Raw genomic sequence first — 26,873 nt, 5'->3', positions numbered from 1 at the left:
GTGCCGGCGAAGACCTTTGCAAAAAGCCGCCTTACCGGAGACATCAGAACATGAACAAATCTTCCCATCCGATATTGTCCATGGTGGTCAGTCGGATCGGTTTGGGGTTTCTGAGCCTTTTGATCGTTTCCCTTGTGATCTTTTTCTCGGTCAGCCTTCTGCCGGGCAGCTATGCCTCTGCCATTCTGGGGCAGAACGCCACGCCCGAGGCGGTTGCCGCGATGGAGGACAAGCTGGGGCTGAACCAGCCCGCGCTCTGGCGCTATCTGTCCTGGCTTGGCGGGGCAGCCACGGGCGATCTGGGCATGTCGTTCGCCGGGCGTCCGGTGCTGGATGTGCTTGGGCCGCGGCTTCGCAACACCGTCACTCTTGCCGCGATCACGGCGGTGATTGCCGTGCCGCTGGCGATCACGCTGGGCGTCCTTTGCGCGCGGTTTCGCGGTCGCTTTCTGGACAGGTTCCTTTCGACATCGACACTGGCGTCGATCTCGGTGCCGGAATTCTTTGTCGCTTATATCGTGATGATGGTCTTTGCGGTGAAACTGCAGTGGTTTCCCTCGATGGCCGGGATCCGCAACAGCATGGACTGGGGCGAGCAGTTTTATCGCATGGTGCTGCCGATCCTGACGCTGCTGATGGTGATCCTTGCCCACATGGTGCGCAACACCCGGGCGGCGATCCTGTCGGTCATGGCAAGCCCCTATGTCGAAATGGCGCGGCTGAAGGGTGAGCCCGAAGGCCGGGTCGTCCTGCGCCACGCCCTGCCCAATGCCATCGGCCCGATCGCCAGCGTCGTGGCGCTGAACCTTGCCTATCTGATCTCGGGGGTGGTCGTGGTCGAAGTGGTCTTCGTCTATCCCGGCGTCGGTCAAGCGATGATCGACGCGGTGCGCAACCGCGACGTGCCGGTTATCCAAGCTTGCGCGCTGATCTTTGCCGCCGCCTATATCGGCTTCAACCTTATCGCCGACATCATCTCGATCATCAGCAACCCGCGTTTGCTGCATCCGCGCTGAGGGACCCCATGGAACAAAGCATCGAAACTCCATACGTCAAACCGGGCCGCGTGACCCGCAGCCTGCGACTGATCCGTTCGGCCCCCTTTACGGCGAAACTTGGCATGGTCGTCATGGCGATCTATGCCTTCGTCGCGGTTTTTGCGCCCTTGCTTGCGCCCTATGGCGAGGTCGAGGTGGTTTCGCGGGTGCCCTTCGATGTCTGGAGCGCCGATCATTTGCTGGGCACCGACCAGCTTGGTCGGGACTTCCTGTCGCGGCTGATCTTTGGCGCGCGCAATTCGATCTCGATCGCGCTGATCACCACGGCGATCTCTTTTGTCATCGGATGTCTGCTGGGGGTTTTCTCGGCCTTGGTGGGCGGAATCGTCGATCAGATCATCTCTCGTTTCGTCGATGCGCTGATGTCCATCCCCGATCTGATCTTCATCCTGATGATCCTGTCGATCTTTGGCTCCTCGATCCCCAACCTGATCCTGATCATCGCGCTTTTGACCTCGACCCGGTTCTTTCGCATTTCGCGCGCTGCGGCCCTGAATGTCGCCAGCCTTGATTTCGTCGAGGGTGCCAAGGCGCGGGGCGAAAGCCTGCTGTGGATTTCGGTCCACGAAATCTTTCCCAATATCCTGCCGTTGATCCTGTCAGAGCTGGGGATGCGCTTTTGCTTTATCTTCCTGTCCATCGCCGCTCTTTCATTCCTGGGCGTGGGCATCCAACCGCCCACGGCGGAGTGGGGCTCGATGGTGCGTGATAATGCTGCGTTGATCAACATGGGCGATATCACTCCGCTGATCCCGGCGGCGGCCATCGCCTTGCTGGCCATCGCGGTGAACTTTGTCGTCGATTGGCTGCTGAGCCGCGCAAGTGGCCTGAATGAAGAGGTCTGAGGGCATGAGCACGATACATAGATCCACCGGCCCCGTGATCGAGATCACCGATCTTCGGATCGAGGCGAAATCCAACGACCGCTGGTCCGAGATCGTGAAAGGCGTCAGCTTTGCAATTCGGCCGGGCGAGGTGCTGGGCCTTGTCGGTGAATCCGGCGCCGGAAAATCCACCATCGGACTTGCCGCGCTTGGCTATCTGCGGCCCGGAGCGCGCGCCATCGGCGGCTCAGTGCGGCTGGCCGGGACCGAACTGTTGACGCTTCGCGAAGAAGAACGCCGCCGGTTGCGCGGCACGAAAGTCGCCTATATCGCGCAAAGCGCGCAGGCCGCCTTCAACCCCGCGCATCGGCTGATGGATCAGATCACCATGGTTGCGACCGATAGGGGCGGCATGTCGCGCCATGAGGCCGAAAAGCGTGCGGTCGATCTTTTTACCGCGCTCCAGCTTCCCGATCCGCAGAACTTCGGCAGTCGTTATCCGCATCAGGTTTCGGGGGGGCAGTTGCAGCGTGCGATGGTCGCCATGGCGATGATCTGCAATCCTGCGCTGATCGTTTTCGACGAACCCACCACGGCGCTTGATGTGACCACGCAGGTCGAGGTGCTTATCTCGATCCGCAAGGTGATCGAGGAATTCGGCGTAGCCGCGATCTATATCACCCATGATCTTGCTGTGGTGGCGCAGATCGCGCATCGCGTCGCGGTGCTGCGCTATGGCCAGGTGGTCGAAGAAGCCCCGATCACGCAGATCATGGATGCCCCGCAGCATCCCTATACGAAAAGCCTGTGGGCGGTGCATGAGATGCCCGCGATTCCTTCCGAGATGCATGACGCCAAGGGGTCGCCGCTGTTGGCGGTCGAGGGGCTGACGGCTCGCTATGGCGATTTCGTGGTGCTGAAGAATATCGACCTGTGCATCGGCCGTGGTGAGACGGTGGCGCTGGTCGGAGAATCCGGTTCGGGGAAATCGACGTTGGGACGGGTGATCACCGGGCTGAAGGAATCTGCGGAGGGCCGGATCGTCTTTGACGGCAAGCCTCTGCCCAAAAGGGTGCGTCAGCGCCCGCTAGAGGTGCTGCGCCGCATCCAGATCATCTATCAATCTGCCGATACTTCGCTTAACCCGCGCCAGACCATTCGCAATATCGTCGGGCGACCGCTGACGCTTTATCACGGGCTGCGCGGTTCCGCGCGCGAGGCGCGGATGGTCGAGCTGCTGAAGATGGTGGAATTGTCCGAGGCCCATGCCGACCGTACCCCGGACCAGCTTTCCGGCGGCCAGAAGCAGCGCGTCTCGATTGCGCGTGCGCTGGCGGCGGGGCCTGAACTGATTATCTGCGACGAGATCACCTCGGCTTTGGACAAGGTGGTTCAGGCCGATGTGCTCAGGATGTTGATCAAGCTTCAGGCACGGCTCGGGGTGTCATATCTTTTCATCACCCATGACATCGAGGTGGTGCGGGCCATCGCCGACCGGGTCGTGGTGATGCAATACGGTGCCATCGTCGAACAGGGCGAGAAAGAGGCGGTCTTCTTGCCGCCGCACGCGCCCTATACCAGCACGCTTCTGGCCTCGGTGCCGGACATGGCGGTGGGTTGGCTTGACCGGATCATTGCCGGCCGTGCCGCATAGGCAGGGGGCTGTCCGGCGAGGGTTATTCCACCGGCGGGATCTGGACGGCGCTGCGAACCGGGATCAGCCCCAGTTCGTTGCGCCGGCTTTCCAGTGCTGCGAATTCGTCCTGAAACCAGTCGCGCACCTTCTGCACCGCAGGGCGGCCCATCGCCGAACGGCGGGCGACAAGGTGATAAAGGGTGCCGGTCTGCAGCAGGCTCCGGCCCGCGGGAACCAGCCCACCGCTGAGGATTTCTCCGGCTACGACATGCCACCAGCCAAGAGCCACGGCCTGTCCCTTGATCGCCCCCTGAATGATCAGGGCATAATCCGAAAAGCTTAGCTCGGTCGCCTCATGCATCGGTCCGGTGCCGATTGCCTGCAGATAGCGGGACCATGGTACCCGCATCTTGCCGGTCAGGCTGGCCAGCACCTGACCTTTCAACCCGCCCCGCCCGTCGATCGCGCCATGGTCCCGGCGATAGGCAGGGCTGCAAACCGGGATCACCACCTCTTCGACCAGCGGCCAGACCTCGGTTTCTTCGCCCTCGGGCATACCGTAGCGCAGGCCGATATCTGCGGCGCCAAGGCGGCCTAAAGGTTCGCCATGGATCAGGTCCAGCCGGATCGTGACGCCGGGCACCTCGCGGCGGAAACGGTCGAAGCGCGGCATGAGCCAGTGAATCGCGAAGGCCGAGGTGACGGAAACCGTCACGACTTCGGGGTTTTGCTGGCGGTTCTGGATCTCGCAGACGGTTTCCTCGATGCGCTCGAAACCGTCGCGAACCGCGCGGTATAGCAACAGACCTTCCTCGGTCAGTTCCAGCCCGCCCGCTTTGCGCAGAAAGAGGCTAGTGCCCAGATGCTGCTCCAGCCGCGAGATCATACGGCTGATTGCGGGTTGCGTCACGTTGAACTCACCGGCCGCAAGGGTGAAATTGCAGTGCCGCGCCGCCGCCTCGAACATGAAAAGGGCGCCAGAGGAAGGCAGTCTTGCGCGCAACGGCATGGGTTAGCCTCTGTCATGATTTCAGGTTATGTCAACCATACTATTTCGTCGCTAAACTTGGAATATGGGGATGCTAGGGTAACCTCAGATCAGGTTGTCCGCATGCCTTGCGGCTACCTTGCCAGCAGGAAGGTCATCCGATTTCGTCCGCAAGCTTTCCCTATCTTTTCTCGGGCCTGACCATCCGTGGTCATGAGATCCGCAATCGAATCCTGTCCACGGGCCACCAGACATGGCTGGCCGAGCGCAACCGGCCGGGCGAGGCGATGATCGCCTATCACGAGGCGCGGGCCCGCGGTGGCGTGGGCTTGATCGTCAATGAATCGGCGCGATTTCATGCTTCGGCAATTGGCGAGGCGCCGGATCTGACGCTGACTGACGACGAGGCGATTGCGCATTACGCGCGGCTTGCCGCCGCCGTTCACCGCCACGGCGCAAAGATATTCGGCCAGCTTTCGCATCCGGGCCGGGTGACGCGACGGATGATGAACGGAATGCGCGGCGTGGTCTGGGCACCGTCGTCGGTGCCCGAGAACCGGTTTCACGTCGTGCCGCGCGAAATGCCTGCCGCGATGGTGGCGGAAATCATCGAGGCCGCAGGGGCCGCTGCCGGACGCTATGCCGAAGCCGGTTACGACGGTGTCGAACTGATGGCGAGCCATGGCCTGCTATTCGCGCAATTCCTCAACCCAGCGGTCAATCTGCGCGAAGATGAATATGGCGGCTCAGAGGAAAATCGTCTGCGCCCTCTGCGCGAGGCTTTGATCGCCGCGCGTCGTGCGGTCGGCGAGGGGGTCGTGGTCGGCCTGCGCATCTCGGCCGATGAGACAGAGGAGGGCGGCCTTGACCAGCAGGCGGTGCTCGACGTCTGTCGACGGCTTAGCGACGAGGGGTTGGTCGATTATATCAACACTACGCTGGGGACGATGGCGGGGCCGGGCGGCTCGATCCATGTCGTCCCCCCGATGGAGATCGACCCCGCCTATGTCGCACCCCATGCGGCTGCGATCCGCGCACAAGTTGGAGTGCCGGTCTTTGTCGCAGGGCGGATCAACCAGCCGCAGATCGCCGAAGCCGTGCTGGCCGCAGGTCAGGCCGATATGTGCGGCATGACGCGGGCGCTGATCGTGGACCCCGATATGCCGCGCAAGTCGCGCACCGGCCGGGCGGATGAAATCCGGGCTTGTATCGGCTGCAATCAGGCTTGCATCGGCCATTTTCACGCCGGTTACCCGATTTCTTGCATTCAGAATCCGCTGACCGGGCGTGAAACGCTATTGCCGTTGGAGCCGCCCCCCGCGGCCCGCCCGCTCAGGGTCATGGTGGCAGGGGCGGGGCCGGCGGGGATGAAAGCCGCCGTCACCGCCGCCGAGATGGGTCATCAGGTGGTTCTGGCCGAAGCGGCGGCGCAGCCTGGCGGTCAAGCGCTGCTGGCGCAGCTATTGCCTGATCGTGCGGAATTCGGCGGGCTGGTGACCAATCTCGTGACCGAGCTTGCGCTGAGACAGGTCGAGATCCGGCTGAATACCCGTGTCACCGCCGCGATGCTGGCCGAGGAAAGGCCCGATGCGTTGATCGTCGCCACCGGCTCGGCGCCAGTCATGCCTCGGATCGAGGGCGACTTGGGTGATCATGTCGTCACCGCCGCCGATGTGCTGACCGGCAAGGCAAAGCCCGGCGGCAGGGTGGTCGTGGCGGATTGGCGTTGCGACCAGATCGGCATCGGGCTGGCGATCCTGCTTGCGCGGCGCGGGCACCATGTCCGTCTGGCAGTCAGCGGAGTCTGTGCTGGCCAGAATCTGCAGCAATATGTGCGCGATCTTTGGGCGGGCCGGCTGCACGAGGCGGGGATAGAGGTTATCCCCTATGCGCGGATTTACGGCGTCGACCATGACACCGCTTGGTTCCTTCATACCGCCAGCGGGGCGGCCGTGACCGTCGAGGGCGTCGATAGCGTGGTGCTGGTCGAGGGCAATGCCCCCGACATGACGCTGGAACGCGAGATTGCCGGCCTGGGGCTGCCCTTCGTCACCATCGGCGATTGCACCATCGCCCGCAGCGCCGAAGAGGCGATCTATGACGGGCTGGCGATCACCCGCAGTTTTCTGGGCGCAGTTTCCGCCACTCAGCCCCTTCCTGCAGGAGAACAAGAATGAACATGGCCATTTCGGCCCTTCTGCGCCCGCGACGGCTGGCCATCGTTGGTGCCAGCCCGAAAGAGGATAGTTTCGGCGCAAACCTGCTGCAATCCATCCGCTATCTTGGATTTGCCGGAGAAGTGGTGCTGGTCAATCCCCGCTATGACCGGATCGGCGACATGGTATGCCATGGCAGCCTGTCCGAAGTGCCGGGCGAAGTTGATTGCGCCGCTTTTGCGGTGGGTGACGCGCATCTGGCAAGCTCTTTGACGGCGGCTGCCAAGGCCGGTCTGCGCGGCGCGGTGCTGTTCGGTCGCGCCCATGGCGACGAGGGTGCCCGTTCCCGCATCGATGTGATCCGCGATATCGCCAGCAATTCCGGCATGGCGGTCTGCGGCGCAAATTGCATGGGTTTCGTCAATCTGGTGGACGGGCTGCAATTGACGGGAATGCCCTTCAAGTCGCTGCCTGCTCCGTCCGGTGTTGCGCTGATTTCGCATTCCGGCTCGACCTGGTCGGGGCTTGTCGGCAACCGCCGTCAGATGGGGTTCGACTACGCGATTTCGGCCGGGCTGGAGCTTGCGACCGGTGCGGCCGATTACATCCGCTTTCTTGTCGAAGCCACGGATGTCCGGGTGATTGCCTGCGTGCTGGAAACCATCCGTGATCCCGCCGGCTTTCTTGTCGCAGCCCAGCTTGCCGCGGCCAAGGGCGTGCCGATCATCGTGCTGAAGCTGGGCCGCAGCGAGGCGGCAAAGCATTTTGCCATCTCGCATTCCGGTGCGCTGTCGGGGTCGAATGCCGCCTATGACGCGTTCTTCGAACGCCATGGCATCGTTCAGGTCCGCAGCCTGGATGAGTTGCTCGATACCGCCGAACTTCTGGCGCTGCGCCGGGTCATGCCGGTGTCCGGCATCGCGCTTGGCACGGATTCCGGGGGTGAGCGTCAATTGATCGTCGATCTGGCCGCTGATCTGGCTTTGCCGTTTACCGAACTTGCGCCGGCGACCATGGATGCAGTGGGTGCACATCTTGATGCGGGAATGGAGGTCTCGAACCCGTTGGACTACTGGGGCGACGGCGCGGATGTCATGGCGCCGGTGCTGGGCGCGATGGCAAAGGACCCTGGCGTGGGCATCGTGGTGATGGCGACCAACCTGCCGCCAGACCGCCGTTTTTCCGAAATGTCGGCGGCGGCGATCCGCAGGGTTCATGCCGAAACCGACAAGCCGGTGGCGGTCATGGGCAATATCGCGACCACCCTTTCGCCCGATATCGCAGCCGAGCTGCGCGGTCGGGGCATTGCGGTGCTGATGGGCACGGCCAGCGGACTGGCGGCGCTTGGGCATCTGCGGCGCTGGCGGTTCGGCCAGCCTGCAGCGGATCAGCCACCGCCGCAGCGGCTGTCGCCTGCGGTCCACGCGATACTCGACGGGGCAGGGGGGGATATGCTGCGCAGTGCCGAAGGTTTCCGGCTGCTGGTGGAAGCGGGCATTCCCAGCGCGCCTTTCGCCGAGATCCGCGCCCCGGAAGACATCGCGGCTTTCGCCGCACAGCACGGCTGGCCGGTGGTATTGAAGATCGACGATGCGGCCATCGCGCATAAATCCGATCAGGGCGGCGTATTCCTGGGGCTAAGGAACCAGCAAGAGGCGACAGTCGCCTGGCAAGCGCTTTCCGCCCGTCATCCGCAGGCGCCGGTTATCGTTCAGGCCATGGCCTCGGGCGTGGAACTGATCCTTGGGATGACCACCGACCCGGACTTTGGTCCATTGATAACCTTGGGCCTTGGCGGGGTTTTCACCGAAATCTTCCGTGACACAACGGCGGTTTTGCCGCCTGTAAGCGCGGCCGAGGCGCGGCGCGCGCTGGAGCGGCTGAAGGCATTTCCGCTGTTGACGGGCGCGCGCGGTCGCCCCCCGGCCGATCTGGACGCGCTTTGCACGCTGATCTCTCGCTTCAGCGCCTTTGCCGTTGGGGTGGCGGGACGGGTCGCGGAAATCGAAATCAACCCGGTCCTGGCCGGACCAGAGGGCGCGGTCGCGGTCGACTGCCTGGCCCTGCGTCGGAAAGAGGCATCGCATGAACAATGACTACGAGACCATCCGCCTTGAAATCTCGGACGAGGGTATCGCCCATATCATCCTGAACCGCCCGCGCGTCCTGAACGCGATCGATTCCGTGATGATGCGCGAGGTGACCCAGGCCCTAAGCACGTTGCAGCAGCAGCCGGAGATCCGCTGTTTCGTGCTGTCAGGCGAGGGGCGGGCCTTTTCTGCAGGTTTCGACCTGAAGGAATCCGCCGCAGCCGAGGAACGCAAGGTGCAGGACTGGCGTCGCGTGCTGGAGGCCGATTTCGATTTCATCATGCAGTTCTGGGACTGCCCGAAACCCACGATCTCGGCCATCCACGGTCATTGTATCGGCGGCGGGCTGGAGCTTGCCGTCGCCTGCGACATTGCCATTGCCGGCGAGGACGCGATTTTCGGCGAGCCGGAGGTGCGTTTCGGATCAGGCATTGTCGCGATGATCCTGCCGTGGATGATCGCGCCAAAGCATGCCAAGGACATATTGCTGACCGGCAACGACCAGATCAGTGCCAGCCGGGCCGCCGCTATCAGTTTGGTGACCGAGACCGTCTGCCAAGGAAAACATATCGACCGGGCCTTTGAAAAAGCGCGCGAGATCGCTGCTGCGGCGCCGTTGTCGGTCGAACTGACCAAGCGGGCGATCAATCGCAGCTTTGATATCAGGGGCATGCGCAACGCTTTGCTGGCGGCGGTAGAGACCGACATCGTGATCGAAGCCTCGGGCGGGGCCGAGCGCGTCGAGTTCAACCGGATACGCAAGGAACAGGGTCTGAAGGCCGCGATCACTTGGCGCAACAGCCGTTAAATGGCCTGGGCTTCGTCAGAACACGTCAACAGGGATTGCTATCATGAGTACTGCGTTCCCCGAACATCCGTCTAAGAGGTTGTGGGCATGACCGTTGCGATGAACACAGGTGCGGTTGCGGATCACCTGATCCTTGGCGGAGGCTCGGCGGGCTGCGTTCTGGCTGCGCGGCTGTCCGAAGACCCGGCGCGCCGGGTGGTTCTGGTCGAGGCCGGGCGCGATATAAACGAAAGCGATGTCCCGCCCGATGTCATCAGCCGATATCCCGGTCGCGCCTATCTTGATACGCGCAATATCTGGGACGAACTGACGGCCCTGATGGGTTATGCGCGGTCGAACAGCGCGCCGCGATCTTCGCGGCGCTATGAGCAGGCAAAAATCCTTGGCGGTGGTTCGGCGATCAATGCGCTGATGGCCAATCGCGGTGCGCCTGCCGATTACGACGAATGGCAGGATTTGGGGGCGGCGGGCTGGTCCTGGCAGGATTGCCTGCCGTGGTTCGTGAAGATCGAAAGCGACCGGGATTTTGAAGGACCGCTTCATGGCGACAGCGGGCCGCTGACAATCCGGCGGATCGACGACGAACGGATCTCGCCCTTCGTGCTGCGGGTCATGCAGACGCTTGAGAAACGCGGTTGGCCCATCCGGCCGGACCAGAACGGCGAATGGCTGGACGGCGCCTATCGCGGCGCGGCGGCGATCAGCGATACCGGGCGCCGCATGCCGACCTCTCTGGCATGGCTGACGCCCGAGGTTCGCCGCCGCCCGAACCTGACAATCATCACCGCGGCGCGGGCAGAACGGCTTGTGTTCAACGGGCGCTGTGCGACCGGCGCGGTGATCGTCGATACTTCCGGTCTGCGCCGGACCCTGTCCGCGCGCGAGGTGATCGTGTCATCGGGTGCGATCCACAGCGCGGCTCTGCTTTTGCGCTCGGGTATCGGGCGCGGCGAAGAACTTGCCGGCCATGGTATCGGTGTCGTCCACGAACTGCCGGGCGTAGGACGCAATCTGATGGAGCACCCGTCGATTGCCGTCGCGACATGGTTGCCGCCCGCGATGCGTGAAAAAAATCTGGCTGAACATCATGAGCAGGCGATCTGGCGCTATTCCTCTGGTCTGGCCGGCGTGCCGCAAGGCGATATGCATGCCGCGATCCTGTCACGCGCCGGCTGGCATTCGGTGGGCCATCGGATGGGAAGTTTGCTCTTTTGGGTAAACAAATCCTATTCGCGCGGCCTCCTGCGGCTGCGCTCGGCCGATCTGGCCATGGAACCCGAGGTCGATTTCCGTATGCTCTCGGACGAGCGCGATCTTGAGCGGCTGAAACAGGCCTTGCGCATGGGGGCCGAGTTATTGGCCGACCCGCATATGGCAGGTCGTCGCGGCACGATCTTTCCGTCAAGCTATTCGCCGCGAGTGGCGAAAGTGGCGGTGCCGGGCGCATGGAATGCGGCGCAACGCGGGCTTTTGTCCGGTATGATCGACCTGGCCGGTCCCTTGCGTGCGGCGCTGGTTCATTCGGTGATTACGCTTGGCACCACGATGGAGGGGTTGTTGCGCGATGACGCTGCCCTGACGGAATTCGTGCGCCGCCATGTCGGCGGCACCTGGCATGCATCGGGCACCTGCCGCATGGGTGCCGCTGACGATCCGCAGGCGGTCACCACCCCGACAGGTAAGGTCCGCGGTGTCGACGGGCTGCGGGTCTGTGACGCTTCGCTGATGCCCTCCATCCCCTGCGCGAATACCAATATCCCGACGATCATGATGGCCGAGCGGATCGCGAGTTTCATCCGCGCCGGCCGATGAGTTTTCGCAGGTTCTGATTGCAGTGCGAGAGATCGCCCACGGTGGGCAGATCGGGAAATCCATTTGCATCGGCTTGTTGCCGTTTCCGGTCATCGACGCATCGTTTGTTATCGGCCGTCGATATCGGTGATGTGGTATGGTGGAACAGCCTTCGGGTGATTTGGCCACGGGGCAAAATATCCCAAGCATCCTCCGGTTTAGGGAACGTCCTTCCAAACGCGTCAGATAAATTGGAAAGCAAGTCTAATTGCATGTTTTTGCAAAATAATCTATGGAAACAAGTCTCGCGATCCCCTTTGGACCGGGTTCTTCTGCTGGGCGGAGCGCCAGCAGGCATCATCGGCGAATGGCAGATCGATCTGCCGATACCCGCGACCGGCTGGCCTATGACGAGCTGATGGCGGTGGTGCTGGTGATCGGTGTCATCGGTTATGGTCTGGATACGCTGGCACGTGTCATCATCCGGCAGTTTTCAGCCGCCGCCTGACAGCCAGCACCCAGGGGCAATTCATTCCATATTGGAAGGGGTTTACCCCGATCTGCACGGCTAATCTTCCAGATCGCCATTGGGCATATTGGTTTCAGAAATTGGATCAAGCGGATACCCGGATGTCGCTGGAAACAGCCGTCCCGGCGATCCGCCCGGGGAGATCGATATGACCGAAGAAAAACTTGCCGACCGCATTACTGCCCCTCTGTCCATGGGGCGTGTGGCGCTGACCGTGAACGATCTGGACCGCGTCCGCAGCTTTTATGAGCAGGCGGTGGGTCTGCACCTGCTGCGCTCGGACGGCGAGACCGCTGAACTTGGCACCGAGTCAGAGGTGCTGCTGGAACTGCGCCGCGATACCGCTGCCCGTCGCCGCTCTGCTCGTGAAGCCGGCTTGTTTCACACCGCCTTTCTGCTGCCCGAGCGCGGCGATCTGGCCCGCTGGACTCGGCACGCCATCGACACGCGGGCGGCGGTGGTCGGCGCTTCCGACCATGACGTCAGCGAGGCGCTTTACCTGTCGGACCAGGAAGGCAACGGGGTCGAGATCTATGCCGACCGCCCGGCCTCGTCCTGGACATGGAAAGACGGCGAAGTCCATATGGTGACCGAGCAACTGGACCTTGACGACCTGCTTGCCACGACCGAGGGCCGGCAATGGCAGGGCGTTCCGCAGGGCTCGGTGATCGGCCACGTCCACCTTCAGGTCGGTGCGCTTGCCCCTGCGGAAAGCTTCTATGCCGGTGTGCTGGGCCTTGTTGTCACCAACCGCTATCCCGGCGCGTTGTTCTATGCTGCGAATGGTTATCACCATCATATCGCTACGAATATCTGGAACAGCCGTGGTGCGGGTGAGCGCAGCTTCCCCTCGACCGGGCTGGCCGAGGTGCAGATCCGGCTGGATGCCGGTCGCGCCAAGGCGATCCGCGACCGCACCGACATGGCCGCGCAGTCCACGCTGTACGACCCTTGGGGCACACCCATCGCCCTGCACATTGTATAAGACGGAAAGATGCGAAGATGCTTGTCGATGGTAAATGGGTCGAGAATTGGCAGCCGGTTCAGGCCAAGGATGACAAGGGCGGTTTCGTCCGTCAGATCTCGGGCTTTCGCAACTGGGTGACGCCGGACGGCAGTGCCGGCCCCAGCGGCAAAGGGGGATTTGCGGCCGAGACAGGGCGCTATCACCTTTATGTCGCGCTGATCTGTCCTTGGGCCTCGCGCACGCTGATCGGACGCAAGCTCAAGGGGCTTGAGGATGTGGTATCGGTCACGGTGGTCAATCCGGTATTGTCCGAACAGGGTTGGCGGTTTGGCGGCTTTTCGGGGTCCGATCCCGATCCGGTCAATGGCGCCAGCTTCATGCACCAGATCTATACCCGCGCGGACCCGCATTATTCCGGCCGCGCAACCGTGCCGGTGCTGTGGGACAAAAAACGCGGCACCATAGTGAGCAATGAATCGGCCGAGATCCTGCGGATGTTCAATTCGGGCTTCGGCGATCTTGCCAGCGGCCCGGACCTTTATCCCCAGGATCTGCGCGGGGAAATCGATGCGCTGAACGACCGTATCTATCCGCGTCTGAACAACGGCGTCTATCGCGCGGGGTTCGCGACGACCCAAGTGGCCTACGAGGAGGCTTTCGCCGAGGTCTTCGCCCAGCTTGACGAGTTGGAGGAACGGTTCACCCATGGCGGCCCCTTCCTGCTGGGCGATCGGTTCACCGAGGCCGATATCCGCCTTTTCGTCACCACCGTGCGGTTTGACGCGGCCTATCACGGGCTGTTCAAATGCAACCTGCGCCGGATCGCGGATTATCCGGCGATCAGCGGCTGGATGGCGCGGGTTCTGGCCATTTCGGGCGTGCGCGACACGGTCAGCATCAACCATATCAAGCACGGCTATTACTCGATTCTGGCGCTCAACCCCACCGGGATCGTGCCGGTCGGCCCGGATATGCCGGGGCTGGATCCGGTCGCCGTCCGGCTTGGCGGTGCGGCCTGAACCCCCGCCGGGACAAGGCATATGCAAGCCGCTCATCCCCGATGCGGCGGTCTGCTTTGTGCTATACATCGGTCTGACACGGAAAACCGACCGGAAGGGGATGCGCGGATGGACCGTCTTGATTGCGACCGGATGTTTGTCGCCGTGTTGGACGAGGGCAGCTTTGCGGCAGCCGCGCGTCGCCTTGGCACCAGCAGCGGTCAGGCATCGAAACTGGTGTCCCGGCTGGAGGCCGAACTGGGCGTCCAACTGATCAACCGCACCACCCGTGCCCTGTCGGTGACCGAGGTTGGGCAGGCCTATTTCGAACGTGTCAAGGCGCTGATCGAAGAGTTCGACGCGCTTGACGCATCGGTGCGCAATGCGTCGGGCGCGCCCAGCGGGCGGCTGAGGATCACCGCTCCGATGAGCTTTGGCACGATCGCTCTGGTGCCGCTGCTGATGGATTTTGCGCAGGCCTTCCCTCAGATCCGGTTGGATGTCAGCTTTGCGGACCGCACCACCAACCTTGTGGATGAGGGTTTTGATCTGGCGGTGCGGATCGGCAAGCCCGCAGACAGCAGCCTGATCGCGCGCAAGCTGTGCGATGCGCGGGTCGTGGCCGTGGCGGCGCCCGACTATCTGTCCCGGCATGGCGAGCCCGCAAGCCCGGCGGATCTGGCCACGCATGACTGCATCCTGGACAGCAATTTTCCCGACCCGTCGCGCTGGCGCTTTGCCCGGCCGGCAGAGGCCGAGGCGCTGATCGTGCAGGTCGCCGGCCGGCTGTGCTTTTCCAGCGCCGAAGCTTGTCTGGCGGCAGCCGTGCGCGGCCATGGCATCGCGTATGTGCCAAGCTTCGTCGGTGGTCCCGCGATCCGCGCGGGTCAGGTGCGGCAGGTGCTGGCCGAATGGGAGGACGCGCCGCGCACGATCCACGCCCTTTATCCCCCGGCGCGACATCTGGCCTCGAAGGTGCGGGTTCTGGTTGATTTCCTTGCCAATAATTTTCGTGGAAAGCCGGAATGGGACCGGGGCTGGTAAAGCCGAAGCGGCCGTCTCTTTACCAAAGAAGCCGTGACTTTCTGCCCCGGTTGGTGGACAGTGACAGCGCGTTTACCGCATCCTGAATCGGCCGGAAAACTTATTTCTCACGACGGGGCATATGACAATGACGACGCACAAGGTTGGCTATCTTATCGGCAGTCTTGCCAGGGAATCGATCAATCGCAAGCTTGCCATGGCGCTGGTGCGGCTGGCCCCGCCAGAGCTGGAGATGTCGGAGATCTCGTTCAAGGACCTGCCGCTTTACAGCTATGACTATGACGCCGACTATCCGCCAGCCGGCAGGGCGTTCAAGGACGCCATCGCGGCGGTTGATGCGGTTCTGTTCGTCACGCCGGAATACAACCGCTCGATCCCGGGCGGATTGAAGAACGCCATCGACTGGGCAAGCCGTCCCTATGGCACCAACTCTTTCACGCGCAAGCCGTCGGCGGTGATCGGCACATCGCCCGGCGCGATCGGAACAGCCGTGGCCCAGCAGAGCTTGCGCAGTGTGCTTAGCTTTTGCAACTCGCCGCAGATGAATGCACCCGAGGCCTATATCCAGTTTACGCCGGGGCTGATCACCGATGACGGCGAGGTGACGAACGAAGGCACCGCTGACTTCCTGCGCAGCTTCATGCAGGAATTCCACATGTTCATCGCCCGGGTCCGCTCGGCCCTGCCAAAGGACGCTTGAACTTTGCCCGCTGTGCGGCGGCGCAAAGCCGCTGCGTGCGGCGGATTGCGATGATGACAACGGGCCGTTCGCCCTTTTTCCGATGATGTCGATGGGCAACCAAGGTCGCATCAAGATATTCCATCGCATTCGCATGCCGGCCGTTGACCGGGCATTGTTCCCGCAGTCCCGCCCATGTTACCTCGCGCCGCGAGAATGGAGGCGCGCGTGATCCTTTGCGAATTCGGCCCGGATGGGGGGCCGGTCCTGTTTCGAAACCCGCAAGAACTGCTGGTCGTCGAGCGGCCCGAGGACGTCGCCCCTGCATTGGCGCGGCTGGAGGCGCGGCGGCGCGGGGGCGCATGGATCGCCGGCTGGCTGTCCTATGAAATGGGCTATGCGCTGGAGCCGGTGTTGGCGCGCGACATGCCGGATGACCGCCGTACCCCGCTGCTGGCCTTTGGCGTCTATGATGCGCCCCAAGCCGCGACAGAGCTGCCTTCGGGTAAGGGGGTGCGGCTTGCCCCGTTGCGGCCGCTGATCTCGCAACGCGATTACGCGGCGGCCTTTGCCCGCACCCGCGACTATATCGCGGCGGGGGATTGCTATCAGATCAACCTGACTTTCCCGATGGGCTCGCGGCTGCTTTCCGGCTCGGCTTTGCAGCTTTATGCGGCGCTGGCGGCGCGCCAACCCGTCGGCTTTGGCGCCTATGCCGATCTGGGGCAGGGGCCTGTCGTGGTCTCGCGTTCACCCGAACTGTTCTTCCGCCTTGATGCGGAAGGCCGGATCGAGGCACGGCCGATGAAGGGCACGGCGCCGCGCGACCCCGACCCGATCCGCGATGCGGCGCTGGCGGCGGGGCTGGCGGCTTCGGAAAAGAACCGGGCCGAGAACCTGATGATCGTGGATCTGCTGCGCAACGACATTGCCCGCATCTCGCGCGTGGGTTCGGTGCGGGTGCCCGAACTGTTCGCCGTGGACAGCTTTGCCACCGTCCACCAGATGAGCTCGCGCGTGGTGGGCCAGTTGCAGCAGCCCGCAGAACTGGGGGTGTTGATGCGGGCGCTGTTTCCCTGCGGCTCGATCACCGGCGCACCAAAGATCCGCGCCATGCAGATCATCCGCGAGGTCGAGCCCTTTGCCCGCGGCGTTTATTGCGGCAGCATCGGCTGGATGGCTCCGGATGGCGCGGCATGTTTCTCGGTCGCAATCCGCACGCTGTCGGTCTGGCCGGATGGCGAGGTGACGCTGAATGTCGGCGGTGGCGTGGTACAGGATTCAACCGCCGAGGGCGAATGGGAGGAAGCGCTGTGGAAAGCCCGTTATGCGCAGGATCTGACGATCCCGACCTGAGGCTGATCGAGACCGTGCTTTGGGACGGTGCCGGCTGCCCGCGGATCGCGGGACATCTGGCGCGGTTGACGGCGGGCGCTCAGGCGCTTGGCTGGCCCTGCGACGTGGCGGCTGCCCGCGCGGCGCTGGTGGCTCGGACGGGTCTGCCCGCCCGGCTGCGGCTGACGTTGGACCGCGTCGGCCGGATCGAGGTGACGCGCGCCGCCTTGCCGGGGTCGCGCCCGCAATGGCGGCTGGCGCTGGCCGAAGGACGGCTTTTTTCGGGCGACCCATGGCTTCGGCTTAAAACCACCCGGCGGGCGGATTACGACGCCGCCCGCGCCGCCCTGCCCGAGGGAATCGAGGAGTTGATCTTTCTGAACGAGCGCGGGGAGGTGTGCGATGGCACCATCACCACGGTCTTTTTCGACCGTGGCCACGGCATGCGCACGCCGCCGCTGGCATCCGGGCTTTTGCCGGGCGTCCTGCGGGCCGGGATGCTGGCCGAGGGGCTGTGCCGCGAAGAACTGCTGCTGGCCGAGGACCTGCCCAACGTCCGGCTGTGGGTCGGCAATGCCCTGCGCGGGCTGATCCCCGGCAATTGGGCGGGTCGATAGGAATCAGGCAAGCGCCGCCAGTTCCTGGGCCGCCTGCTGCAGCGCCGGCAAATGCGTGCATGCGGCATCTGGCGACATGCGTTGGATGGGCGCGTGACAGTTGACGGCTCCCAACACCCTGCCTTGCGCATTCAAAGCCGGAACTGCGATGCCGACGATGCCCGGGATGTATTCCTCGCGGTCGATGGCAAAGCCCTGTTTGCGGATGCGAACCAGCTCTTCGCGCAGGGATTCGGCCCGAATCAGGGTGTTCGGGGTATGCTGATCCAGCTTGGTATGGTTGAGGAAGTGCTCCAGACTGCTTGGATGCATGTACGCCAGGCAGACTTTGCCGCCCGCCGTGGCGTGCAGCGGGACGCGGGTGCCAAGCTGGATCACCAGACGCAGCGGCCAGGTCGTCTCGATACGATCCACATAAACCAGCGTGTTGCCTTCGGGGATCAGAATCGAACAGGTTTCCCCCACGGCGGCATACAGCCGGATCAGCACGTCATGACGCGGCAGGTCGTATTGGCAGGAATGCATGACGCCCAGCATCATTTGCCGCAGCTTGTAACCCGGAAGATAGCTGCGCCCATCCAATTGGCGCGAGAGATAGCCTTCTTGCTCCAGATTGGTGACGAGGCGGTGGATGGTGGGCTTGGGCAGGCCGAGGGCGGCGTTGATCTCGGTCGCGGTCATGGGACGTGCCTCGCGCGCCAGCACCTCCAGTATCTGGAGGTTTCGCAGACTGGGAGGCGCTTGAGGGCTGTCTTGAAACTCTTGCATGGCTTTGAACTCGCTAACTTCACGGGTCTTTTTAGCGCAGGACGGTCGAAGGTCCAGACGCACCGTGTCGCACCTTGTCGTTTTTGTATCGCTGGCAGGATCGGTGCCGGGACGTTTTCTCCCGATGCCGCGCAGTAGCATTTGCGTTGCCCGAATGTCATCCATGGGTTAGGAACCCCGTCACACAGACCTTGGCGTTTCCGGTATCAGGGGCCGGACGCGCCATATCGGGGGTGACTGCGACGCGGGCAGACTGGGGGGACCGAATGCTCGATCTGACGACCATCCGCAGCGAGCTTGGCTCGTGCTACGATCTTGAGCCATCGCTCGAACTGGCCGAGCGCATGGCCGATATCCATGCCCGGATGGGGCGCGTCATGCCCTGGCCGGACTGGGCGATCCATGCGCCCTATGTCGCCGCGATCAACCGGCTGAAAAAAGAACGCAATGCCGTGGTGTTGGCGCATAACTACATGACGCCGCAGATCTATCACGGCATCTCCGACGTCGTGGGCGACAGTCTTGCGCTGGCTATCGCCGCCACTCAGGTCGAGGCTCAGGTGATCGTGCAATGCGGCGTGCATTTCATGGCCGAGACCTCGAAGATCCTGAACCCGCAAAAAACCGTGCTGATGCCGGATATGGAGGCGGGCTGTTCGCTGGCTGAAAGCATCACCGCCGATGGCATTGCCCAGATGCGCGCCCGGTATCCGGGTGCTCCGGTGGTCAGCTATGTCAACACCACAGCCGAGGTGAAGGCGGCGTCCGACATCTGCTGCACCTCGGCCAACGCGGCGCAGATCGTTGCGGCGATGGACAGCGACACCGTGATCATGACGCCTGACAAATGGCTGGCACAGAACGTGGCCAAGCAGGTACCGCAAAAGCGCGTGGTCTGGTGGGATGGCGCGTGTATCGTGCACGAACAGTTCACCGCACAGGACCTGCGCGATTTCCGCGACTGGAACCCGGGGCTGAAGATCATCGCCCATCCCGAATGCCCGCCCGACGTGGTGGCCGAGGCGGATTACGCCGGCTCGACCGCCAATATCCAGGGCTGGGTCGAGGCCGAGCAGCCGAAACAGGTGATGCTGGTCACGGAATGCTCCATGGCCTCGAACATCTCGGATGCGAACCCCGGCGTCGAGTTTCTCGGTCCCTGCAACATGTGTCCCTATATGCAGAAGATCACGCTGGAGAAGGTGCTGTGGTCGCTGCACACCATGACCGGCGTGGTTGAGGTGGACCCGCAGGTCGCGGACCGCGCGCGGCTTGCGGTGCAGCGGATGATCGATCTGTCGCAGCGTCTGGCGGCCTGACGGATGCAAGAGCTTTCGACCGGCCGCGTCATCATCGTCGGCGCGGGGCTGGGTGCGCTTTATGCGGCCCTGAAACTGGCGCCGCGCCCGGTGCTGATGATCTCGCCCGAGGTGCTGGGGCAGGGCGCAAGCTCGGCCTGGGCACAGGGCGGCGTGGCGGCGGCGATGGACCCGGCCGACAGCGCGCAGGCCCATGCGCGCGACACGCTGCGCGCCGGTGCCGGCACTGTCGATCCCGCCATCGCGGAACTCGTCACGGCCGAGGCGCGTACGCATATTCTGGACCTGACGGCGCTTGGCACGCCCTTTGATCGCAATGCGGACGGCGGCTATGTGCTGTCGCGTGAGGCGGCGCATAGCTTTGCCCGCGTGGTGCGCGTACGCGGCGATCAGGCCGGGGCCGAGATCATGCGCGCGCTGGTCGCCATGGTGCGCGAGACGCCTTCGGTGCAGGTGCTGGAAGGTGTCATGGCCACCGGCCTGCGCGTCGAGGGCGGCGCAGTGGTCGGGGTCGATGTCACGCTGTCGGGGCCTCAGGGCTCGGCGCCGCTGCTGATCCGGGCGCCGGCGGTGCTGCTGGCGGGGGGCGGCTCGGGCGGGCTTTACGCGCTCACAACCAATCCGCCGCGAATTCGCGGTCAGGTGATCGGCATGGCGGCACGGGCCGGTGCCGCGATTGCTGATGCCGAATTCGTGCAGTTTCATCCCACGGCGATCGACTGCGGCGAGGACCCCGCGCCTCTGGCGACCGAGGCGCTGCGGGGCGAAGGCGCGCATCTGGTCAACAGGCTGGGCGAGCGTTTCATGCTGGCCGTCCATCCGGATGCCGAACTTGCCCCGCGCGACGTGGTGGCGCGTGCGATCTATGCCCAGACACAGGCCGGGCTGCGGCCGATGCTGGACACCCGCGCTTGTCTGGGGGCGCGTATCCTGACCGAGTTTCCGGCCGTTGCGGGGGCGTGCGCGCGCGCGGGGATCGACCCCACACGCGAGCAGATCCCAGTGGCGGCGGCTGCGCATTACCACATGGGTGGCGTGGCCGTGGATGCCGAGGGGCGCTCTGATCTCGACCGGCTTTGGGTGTGCGGCGAGGCGTCCTCGACCGGGCTGCATGGCGCGAACCGACTGGCTTCGAACGGGCTTTTGGAGGCGCTGGTCTTTGCCCGCCGCTGCGCGCTGTCCATCGCGGCGCGGCTGGAGCCCGGGCAGGAGGCGGCCCCGGTCACGCTGCCTGACCTGCTGCCCGGCCCGGTTCCCGATCCTGTGCTAGTTGCGCGCCTGCGCCGGGCCATGACCGAGGGGGCAGGCGTGTTGCGCGATGCGGCGGGCCTGCGGCGCTGCCTGCGCGAGATCGCGGCCATCGAGGCCGCGCAACCCGATTGCCCCGCGCTGCTGAACATGACCGCCACGGCCTCGCTGATCGCCGCCGCCGCGCTGATGCGTCAGGAAAGCCGCGGCGCGCATTGCCGCACGGATTTTCCAGATACCGCGCCCGAGGGGCGGCGTTCGCGCATCACCCTTGCCGATGCGCTGGCCCTGCGCGCCTCGCTTGAACCGGAGACGATATGACCAAGATGCCCCCGCTGCCCGAGATGATCCTTGAACCGCTGGTGCGGTTGGCGCTGAGCGAGGATCTGGGCACCTATGGCGACATCACCACGCGAACGGTGATCCCGGCCGGTACCCGCTATCGAGCGCGGATCGTGGCGCGCGAGGCGGGCGTGGCCTCGGGGATGCAACTGGCCGCGATCGCCTTTCGCCTGATCGACCCGGCGCTGCAATGGCAGGTGTATCATCCCGACGGCAGCAGTTTCCAGGCCGGTGCGGTGCTGGCCGAAATCGAGGGCGAGGCGGCATCCATCCTGTCGGCCGAGCGGGTGGCGCTGAACTTTGCCGGTCGCCTGTCGGGCATTGCCACGCAGACGGCGGCTTATGTTGCCGAGACGGCGGGGACCCCGGCGCGCATCACCTGCACCCGCAAGACCACCCCGGGATTGCGGCTGGTCGAGAAACAGGCGGTGCTGCATGGCGGCGGCTTCAATCACCGTTTCAGCCTGTCGGATGCGATCCTGATCAAGGACAACCATATCGCGGCGGCGGGCGGCATTCGGCCCGTCCTGCAGGCGGTCAAGGCCCGCGCCTCGCATATGATGCAGGTCGAGATCGAGGTGGACCGGCTGGACCAGCTTGCCGAGGTGCTGGACGAGGGCGGCGCCGATGTCGTGCTGCTGGACAATATGGATTCGGATCGGTTGCGAGAGGCCGTGGCCATGGGCAAGGGCGCGGTGGTGCTGGAGGCCTCGGGCAATATGCGACTTGCGCGCATTGCCGAGGTGGCCGCGACGGGCGTCGATTACATCTCGGTCGGTGCGCTGACCCATTCCGCGCGCACGCTGGATCTGGGTCTGGATTTCTAAGCCGGAAGGGCCGCGGCTTTTCGGCGCGGCCTTGCTGCGCAATATCCTGACTTTCCGCATCGACCCAAGGGTTTGCGCAGCATTTCGGCACGGCACCGTCGGGCGCGGTTATCGCTAACGGATTTTTCTTGCGACAGTTTGCATTCGAACCCGGATAGCTTAAGCCAAGGGTATGCCCGGACACGATACGGGCGCGGCAAAAGGGTGATCCATGGCACGGGACGACACGCCCAAGACCGGTTTTCGCGACGCGATTCTGTGGCATCTGACCTATACGCTGGGCAAGGACCCCGATCATGCGCAGATCCTGGACTGGCGCCTTGCGCTGAGCCATGCGGTGCGCGACCGGATCGTTGATCGCTGGGTTGAAGCCACGCGTGCCACCTATCGTGCCGATGCCAAGCGGGTCTACTACCTGTCGATGGAGTTCCTGATCGGCCGTCTGCTTGAAGACAATATTGTCAACCTGCAACTTGCCGATCAGGCGCAGGCGGCGATGGAAAGCTTTGGGCTAGACTATCGCGGCATACTGCTGGACGAACCCGACGCCGCGTTGGGCAATGGCGGGCTGGGGCGGCTTGCGGCCTGTTTCATGGAATCGCTCGCCACGTTGGGTTGCCCAGCCTATGGCTATGGCATCCGCTATGAGCATGGCTTGTTCCGGCAGAGCTTTGCCGATGGCCGGCAGATCGAGGCGCCGGAGCACTGGCTGCAGCAACCCTATGTCTGGCAGTTCGAGCGGGCAGAGGCCAGCTTTACCCTGGGGTTTGGCGGCCGTGTCGTTACGCGCGACGGCAAGCTGGTCTGGGAGCCGGAAAACCTTGTGCAATCCGAAGCCTATGACATCCCGGTCATCGGCTGGCGGGGGGATTGGGCCAATACGCTGCGGCTTTGGGCGGGGCGGGCGGTCGATCCCTTTGACCTGGAACGCTTCAACGCGGGGGATTTCACCGCCGCTGCCGAGGCCGAGGCGCTGGCCCGCACCATTTCGCGCGTGCTTTACCCCGAGGATTCGACCGAAAAGGGCAAGCGGCTGCGGCTGACGCAGGAATATTTCTTCTCAGCCGCGTCGATCCGCGACATCCTGCGCCGGTTCGAGGCCGATCACGCCGACCTGCGGCAGTTGCCGCAGAAGGTGGCGATCCAGCTTAACGACACCCATCCCGCCATCGCTGGGCCGGAACTGGTACGGCTGCTGCATGACGAACGCGGCCTGCCCTTTGACGAGGCTTTGGCCATCACCCAGGGCTGCGTGAACTATACCAACCACACGCTGTTGCCCGAGGCGCTGGAAAGCTGGGGCGAGGGGCTGTTTGCCGATCTGCTGCCGCGCCATCTGCAGATCATCGACCGCATCGACGACGCCCATGGCCGCGCCCATCCCGACCGCCGGAACACGGTGCGGGGCGATGGACGGGTGCGGATGGGCGAGCTGTCCTTTATCATGTCGAACCGCGTGAACGGTGTCTCGGCCCTGCACACCGGCCTGATGAAGACCACGGTTTTTGCCGACCAGCACCGGCTGCATCCCGACCGCATCGTGAACGAAACCAATGGCGTCACCCCACGCCGCTGGCTGCATAGCTGCAACCCGCGCCTGTCGGGGCTGATCACCGAGACCATCGGCGACGGCTGGATCGGCGATCTGGAACAGTTGCAGGGGCTGGAGCCCCATGTCGCCGACCCCGGCTGGCTGGCGCGGTTTGCCGCGGTGAAAGCCGCCAATAAGGCTGATCTTTGCAACTGGGCGCTGCGCGAACATCATGTGACGCTGAACCCGGACGCACTTTTCGACGTGCAGATCAAGCGCATCCATGAATACAAGCGCCAGCACCTGAACATTCTGGAAACCATCGCGCTGTGGCAGGAGATGCGCGAAATCCCGTCCTCGGACTGGACGGCGCGGGTCAAGATTTTCGCAGGCAAGGCGGCTCCGGGCTATTTCTTTGCCAAGGATATCATCCGCCTGATCAACGACGTGGCTGCGGTCATCAACGCCGATGCAACGACGAACGAAAAGCTGCGGGTGATCTATCTGCCGAACTATAACGTGACGCTGGCCGAACGGCTGATCCCGGCCGCCGACCTGTCGGAACAGATTTCCACGGCGGGCAAAGAGGCATCGGGCACCGGCAACATGAAATTCGCGCTGAACGGCGCGCCGACCATCGGCACGCTGGACGGCGCCAACGTCGAGATCCGCGAGTTGGTGGGGGCAGAGAACTTCTTCCTGTTCGGCCTGACCGCCGAAGAGGCCGAGGCCCGCCGCACCCTTCCGGACCATGCCGCCCGTGCGGTTTCCGCCGATCCGCGCCTGACCCGCGCCGTCGAGGCGATCCGCAGCGGCGCCTTCAGCCCCGATGAGCCGGACCGCTATGCGGGTATCGTCGAAAACCTGACGGGGGCGGATTACTTTCTCGTCGCTTCGGATTTCGGCGATTACTGGCGGGCGCAACGCGAAGTCGATTTCACCTATGCCGACCGGGACACCTGGGCGCGGATGGCGGCGCTGAACGTCGCGCGCTCGGGCTGGTTCTCGTCGGACCGCACCATCCGGGGGTATATGCGCGATATCTGGAACGCGAAAAGCCTGCTTGGGCAAGGGTAAGGCGGACGCGGAGGGGACCATGACGCCGATCGACCCGAACGAAGTCGCAGATTCCGCGGTGCTGGCCTGTATCGTCGAGGGGCGTTCTGACGACGCGTTCTCGGTGCTTGGTCCGCATTTCCGCGACCGCACTCGCCATGTCACCGCCTTCGACCCCGGCGCGACCGCGATGGCTGCGGTGGTTGCGGGCAAGGCGCATCCGCTGGCCCCCGTCGCGGATTATCCGGGTTTGTTCCACGGCAAGGTGCCCGGCACGCAACCCTATCTTCTGCGCGCCAGCCGGGATGGCGAGGAATGGTTGGTCGAGGACGCCTATCGCTTTGGCCCGGTTTTGGGGGAGCTTGACGAATACCTGCTGGGCGAGGGCACGCATCACCAGCTTTGGCACGCGCTTGGCGCGCATGTGATGACCCATGAAGACGCGCGCGGCACCCATTTCGCTGTCTGGGCGCCCAATGCCCGCCGCGTCTCGCTGATCGGGGATTTCAACGCTTGGGACGGGCGGCGGCATGTCATGCGCAGGCGCGGTGCGACCGGCGTCTGGGAAATCTTCATGCCCGATCTGGGTGAAGGCACCGTATATAAATACGAGATCCTCGGCGCCGATGGCGGACTGTACCAAAAGGCCGATCCGGTGGGCTTTGGCGCCCAGCATCCGCCGGCTACGGCCTCGGTCGTGCGCGACATCTCGGGCTATGGCTGGTCGGACGGGGATTGGATGGGTCGTCGCGCGCAGGTGCAGCGGACGGACCGGCCGATCTCGATCTACGAGGTGCATCTGGGAAGCTGGCGGCGCAAGGATGGCGGCCGACCGATTTCCTATCGCGAAGCGGCGGTGGAACTGGTCGATTACGCCAAGGAGATGGGCTTCACCCATATCGAGCTTTTGCCGATCAGCGAATATCCCTTTGATGGCTCATGGGGTTATCAACCGGTGGGAATGTTCGCGCCGACCATCCGGTTTGGCCCGCCGCATGAGTTCCGCGATCTGGTGGATGCGGCGCACAGGGCGGGGTTGGGCGTGATCCTTGACTGGGTGCCGGGGCATTTCCCCAGCGATCCGCATGGGCTCGTGCGTTTCGACGGCACGGCACTTTATGAACATGCCGACCCGCGCGAGGGCTTTCATCAGGACTGGAATACCCTGATCTACAATTACGGCCGTCGCGAGGTGATGAATTATCTGACCGCCAACGCCCTGTATTGGCTAAGGGAATATCACGTGGACGGGTTGCGGGTCGATGCGGTGGCCTCGATGCTTTACCGGGATTATTCGCGGCCCGAGGGCCAATGGGTCCCTAACAGCGATGGCGGGCGCGAGAATTACGAAGCCATCGCCATGCTGCAACAGATGAACCGCCTGACCTATGGCGAGGAACCCGGCATCATGACCGTAGCCGAGGAATCGACCTCTTACCCCCGGGTGTCGCGGCCGGTGCATGAAGGCGGGCTGGGCTTCGGGTTCAAGTGGAACATGGGCTGGATGAATGACACGCTGGATTATATCCGCCGCGACCCGGTTCATCGCAGCCATCATCACCACCAGATGACTTTTGGCCTGCACTACGCCTTCAGCGAGAATTTCATCCTGCCGATCAGCCATGACGAGGTGGTGCACGGCAAGGGTTCGATGCTGGGCAAGATGCCCGGCGACGAATGGCAGAAATTCGCCAACCTGCGCGCCTATTACGGCTTCATGTGGGGCCATCCGGGCAAAAAGCTTTTGTTTATGGGGCAGGAATTCGCCCAAAGCGCCGAATGGAACCACGATGCCCAGATCGACTGGGCCTGCATCGGGAACCCGCTGCACCGCGGCATGCAACTGCTGGTGCGCGACCTGAACGCGATCTATGCCGCGACGCCCGCGCTTTACGCAAAGGACTGCGACGCCAACGGCTTCCAGTGGGTCGAGGCGAATGATGCCGCCCATTCCGTCTTTGCATGGATCCGGCGCGGCCATCCGGGCGATCCCGAGGTGGTGGTGGTATGCAACTTTACCCCGGTCGAGCGCACGGGCTGGCGCATGGGTTTTCCGCAACCCGGCCTGTGGCGCGAGGTGCTGAACACGGATGCCGAGATTTACGGCGGCGCGGGACGGGGCAATCTGGGCCGCATTGCCGCGCAACCGGGCGAAAGCCATGGCCAGCCCGCCCATGCGGAACTGGTGCTGCCGCCGCTTGCGACGCTGATTTTCATCAAGGACGACAGGACGACCGACCAGCAACCACCCGCATAGGCCGG

General features: G+C 63.8%; 21 protein-coding genes. 19 read left to right on the top strand and 2 right to left on the bottom strand.

Features of this window, described 5'->3' with window-relative positions; all coding sequences use genetic code 11:
- The first annotated feature begins 50 nt into the window (after window positions 1-50).
- From JWJ88_RS18785 to JWJ88_RS18775, 3 genes are read left to right on the top strand one after another with little or no spacing between them, the layout of a single operon-like run.
- Window positions 51-1,016: an ABC transporter permease gene (locus JWJ88_RS18785; protein WP_205295952.1), complete on the top strand. Its 966-nt coding sequence runs from the start codon at window positions 51-53 to the stop codon at window positions 1,014-1,016.
- 8 nt (window positions 1,017-1,024) lie between these two features.
- On the top strand, window positions 1,025-1,903 hold the full coding sequence (locus tag JWJ88_RS18780; RefSeq protein ID WP_205295951.1) for an ABC transporter permease: 879 nt from the start codon (window positions 1,025-1,027) through the stop codon (window positions 1,901-1,903).
- A 4-nt stretch (window positions 1,904-1,907) separates the two neighbouring features.
- Window positions 1,908-3,536: an ABC transporter ATP-binding protein gene (locus JWJ88_RS18775; RefSeq protein WP_205295950.1), complete on the top strand. Its 1,629-nt coding sequence runs from the start codon at window positions 1,908-1,910 to the stop codon at window positions 3,534-3,536.
- A gap of 22 nt (window positions 3,537-3,558) precedes the next feature.
- On the opposite strand, the gene JWJ88_RS18770 is transcribed toward JWJ88_RS18775, so the two are convergent.
- The gene (locus tag JWJ88_RS18770; RefSeq protein ID WP_205295949.1) at window positions 3,559-4,485 is read right to left on the bottom strand and encodes a LysR substrate-binding domain-containing protein; all 927 of its coding nucleotides are present in this window, start codon (window positions 4,483-4,485) and stop codon (window positions 3,559-3,561) included.
- Between the two features lie 149 nt (window positions 4,486-4,634).
- Here JWJ88_RS18770 and JWJ88_RS18765 point away from each other — a divergent pair, with 149 nt between their 5' ends.
- The 11 genes from JWJ88_RS18765 to JWJ88_RS18715 all read left to right on the top strand — a co-directional run bounded on the left by JWJ88_RS18765 (window position 4,635) and on the right by JWJ88_RS18715 (window position 17,520).
- Complete coding sequence (locus tag JWJ88_RS18765) at window positions 4,635-6,683, top strand: oxidoreductase (RefSeq protein WP_240200294.1); 2,049 nt, start codon at window positions 4,635-4,637, stop codon at window positions 6,681-6,683.
- On the top strand, window positions 6,680-8,758 hold the full coding sequence (locus JWJ88_RS18760; protein ID WP_205295948.1) for an acetate--CoA ligase family protein: 2,079 nt from the start codon (window positions 6,680-6,682) through the stop codon (window positions 8,756-8,758). The genes JWJ88_RS18765 and JWJ88_RS18760 overlap by 4 nt, the downstream gene beginning before the upstream one ends.
- Entirely contained in the window at window positions 8,748-9,560 is an 813-nt protein-coding gene (locus tag JWJ88_RS18755) for an enoyl-CoA hydratase/isomerase family protein (protein ID WP_205295947.1), read from the top strand. Before JWJ88_RS18760 ends, JWJ88_RS18755 begins: the two co-directional genes overlap by 11 nt.
- Before the next feature lie 87 nt (window positions 9,561-9,647).
- Window positions 9,648-11,372, top strand: a complete 1,725-nt coding sequence (locus JWJ88_RS18750; protein WP_205295946.1) for a GMC family oxidoreductase — start codon at window positions 9,648-9,650, stop codon at window positions 11,370-11,372.
- A 346-nt stretch (window positions 11,373-11,718) separates the two neighbouring features.
- Window positions 11,719-11,859, top strand: a complete 141-nt coding sequence (locus JWJ88_RS18745; protein ID WP_205295945.1) for a hypothetical protein — start codon at window positions 11,719-11,721, stop codon at window positions 11,857-11,859.
- A 169-nt stretch (window positions 11,860-12,028) separates the two neighbouring features.
- On the top strand, window positions 12,029-12,865 hold the full coding sequence (locus JWJ88_RS18740) for a VOC family protein (protein WP_205295944.1): 837 nt from the start codon (window positions 12,029-12,031) through the stop codon (window positions 12,863-12,865).
- A 17-nt stretch (window positions 12,866-12,882) separates the two neighbouring features.
- A complete protein-coding gene (locus JWJ88_RS18735; protein WP_205295943.1) occupies window positions 12,883-13,866 on the top strand; it encodes a glutathione S-transferase family protein in 984 nt (327 codons plus the stop codon).
- 108 nt (window positions 13,867-13,974) lie between these two features.
- On the top strand, window positions 13,975-14,889 hold the full coding sequence (locus JWJ88_RS18730) for a LysR family transcriptional regulator (RefSeq protein ID WP_205295942.1): 915 nt from the start codon (window positions 13,975-13,977) through the stop codon (window positions 14,887-14,889).
- Between the two features lie 127 nt (window positions 14,890-15,016).
- Entirely contained in the window at window positions 15,017-15,589 is a 573-nt protein-coding gene (locus JWJ88_RS18725) for an NADPH-dependent FMN reductase (RefSeq protein WP_205295941.1), read from the top strand.
- A gap of 207 nt (window positions 15,590-15,796) precedes the next feature.
- Entirely contained in the window at window positions 15,797-16,924 is a 1,128-nt protein-coding gene (locus JWJ88_RS18720; protein WP_240200293.1) for an aminodeoxychorismate synthase component I, read from the top strand.
- Window positions 16,882-17,520, top strand: a complete 639-nt coding sequence (locus tag JWJ88_RS18715) for an aminotransferase class IV family protein (RefSeq protein WP_205295939.1) — start codon at window positions 16,882-16,884, stop codon at window positions 17,518-17,520. Before JWJ88_RS18720 ends, JWJ88_RS18715 begins: the two co-directional genes overlap by 43 nt.
- 3 nt (window positions 17,521-17,523) lie before the next feature.
- Here the strand turns inward: JWJ88_RS18715 and JWJ88_RS18710 are convergent, their stop codons facing one another.
- On the bottom strand, window positions 17,524-18,288 hold the full coding sequence (locus JWJ88_RS18710; RefSeq protein ID WP_205295938.1) for an IclR family transcriptional regulator: 765 nt from the start codon (window positions 18,286-18,288) through the stop codon (window positions 17,524-17,526).
- A gap of 266 nt (window positions 18,289-18,554) precedes the next feature.
- On the opposite strand from JWJ88_RS18710, the gene nadA reads away from it, so the two are divergent.
- From nadA to glgB, 5 genes are all read left to right on the top strand, one after another.
- The gene (nadA, locus tag JWJ88_RS18705; protein ID WP_205295937.1) at window positions 18,555-19,607 is read left to right on the top strand and encodes a quinolinate synthase NadA; all 1,053 of its coding nucleotides are present in this window, start codon (window positions 18,555-18,557) and stop codon (window positions 19,605-19,607) included.
- A 3-nt stretch (window positions 19,608-19,610) separates the two neighbouring features.
- A complete protein-coding gene (locus tag JWJ88_RS18700; RefSeq protein WP_205295936.1) occupies window positions 19,611-21,176 on the top strand; it encodes an L-aspartate oxidase in 1,566 nt (521 codons plus the stop codon).
- Window positions 21,173-22,024 (top strand): carboxylating nicotinate-nucleotide diphosphorylase, encoded by an 852-nt coding sequence (gene nadC, locus JWJ88_RS18695; RefSeq protein WP_205295935.1) that lies wholly within the window; start codon window positions 21,173-21,175, stop codon window positions 22,022-22,024. The genes JWJ88_RS18700 and nadC overlap by 4 nt, the downstream gene beginning before the upstream one ends.
- 211 nt (window positions 22,025-22,235) lie before the next feature.
- The gene (locus tag JWJ88_RS18690; RefSeq protein ID WP_205295934.1) at window positions 22,236-24,632 is read left to right on the top strand and encodes a glycogen/starch/alpha-glucan phosphorylase; all 2,397 of its coding nucleotides are present in this window, start codon (window positions 22,236-22,238) and stop codon (window positions 24,630-24,632) included.
- A gap of 19 nt (window positions 24,633-24,651) precedes the next feature.
- Window positions 24,652-26,868 carry a 1,4-alpha-glucan branching protein GlgB gene (gene glgB / locus JWJ88_RS18685; RefSeq protein WP_205295933.1) on the top strand — a complete coding sequence of 739 codons (2,217 nt, stop codon included), beginning with the start codon at window positions 24,652-24,654 and terminating at the stop codon, window positions 26,866-26,868.
- Window positions 26,869-26,873 lie beyond the last annotated feature (5 nt).

This window comes from Paracoccus methylovorus (assembly GCF_016919705.1).
Lineage (GTDB): Bacteria > Pseudomonadota > Alphaproteobacteria > Rhodobacterales > Rhodobacteraceae > Paracoccus > Paracoccus methylovorus.
This window is presented reverse-complemented; position numbering and strand designations above follow the sequence as displayed.

Bases quoted from the DNA above. Each gene is read 5' to 3' on its own strand.
- JWJ88_RS18760 (WP_205295948.1), top strand. From the start codon at position 6,680: ATGAACATGGCCATTTCGGCCCTTCTGCGCCCGCGACGGCTGGCCATC.
- JWJ88_RS18770 (WP_205295949.1), bottom strand. From the start codon at position 4,485: ATGTTCGAGGCGGCGGCGCGGCACTGCAATTTCACCCTTGCGGCCGGT.
- nadC (WP_205295935.1), top strand. From the start codon at position 21,173: ATGACCAAGATGCCCCCGCTGCCCGAGATGATCCTTGAACCGCTGGTG.
- JWJ88_RS18750 (WP_205295946.1), top strand. From the start codon at position 9,648: ATGACCGTTGCGATGAACACAGGTGCGGTTGCGGATCACCTGATCCTT.
- JWJ88_RS18730 (WP_205295942.1), top strand. From the start codon at position 13,975: ATGGACCGTCTTGATTGCGACCGGATGTTTGTCGCCGTGTTGGACGAG.
- JWJ88_RS18745 (WP_205295945.1), top strand. From the start codon at position 11,719: ATGGCAGATCGATCTGCCGATACCCGCGACCGGCTGGCCTATGACGAG.
- glgB (WP_205295933.1), top strand. From the start codon at position 24,652: ATGACGCCGATCGACCCGAACGAAGTCGCAGATTCCGCGGTGCTGGCC.
- JWJ88_RS18755 (WP_205295947.1), top strand. From the start codon at position 8,748: ATGAACAATGACTACGAGACCATCCGCCTTGAAATCTCGGACGAGGGT.
- JWJ88_RS18785 (WP_205295952.1), top strand. From the start codon at position 51: ATGAACAAATCTTCCCATCCGATATTGTCCATGGTGGTCAGTCGGATC.
- nadA (WP_205295937.1), top strand. From the start codon at position 18,555: ATGCTCGATCTGACGACCATCCGCAGCGAGCTTGGCTCGTGCTACGAT.
- JWJ88_RS18735 (WP_205295943.1), top strand. From the start codon at position 12,883: ATGCTTGTCGATGGTAAATGGGTCGAGAATTGGCAGCCGGTTCAGGCC.
- JWJ88_RS18710 (WP_205295938.1), bottom strand. From the start codon at position 18,288: ATGCAAGAGTTTCAAGACAGCCCTCAAGCGCCTCCCAGTCTGCGAAAC.
- JWJ88_RS18740 (WP_205295944.1), top strand. From the start codon at position 12,029: ATGACCGAAGAAAAACTTGCCGACCGCATTACTGCCCCTCTGTCCATG.
- JWJ88_RS18775 (WP_205295950.1), top strand. From the start codon at position 1,908: ATGAGCACGATACATAGATCCACCGGCCCCGTGATCGAGATCACCGAT.
- JWJ88_RS18700 (WP_205295936.1), top strand. From the start codon at position 19,611: ATGCAAGAGCTTTCGACCGGCCGCGTCATCATCGTCGGCGCGGGGCTG.
- JWJ88_RS18690 (WP_205295934.1), top strand. From the start codon at position 22,236: ATGGCACGGGACGACACGCCCAAGACCGGTTTTCGCGACGCGATTCTG.
- JWJ88_RS18780 (WP_205295951.1), top strand. From the start codon at position 1,025: ATGGAACAAAGCATCGAAACTCCATACGTCAAACCGGGCCGCGTGACC.
- JWJ88_RS18725 (WP_205295941.1), top strand. From the start codon at position 15,017: ATGACGACGCACAAGGTTGGCTATCTTATCGGCAGTCTTGCCAGGGAA.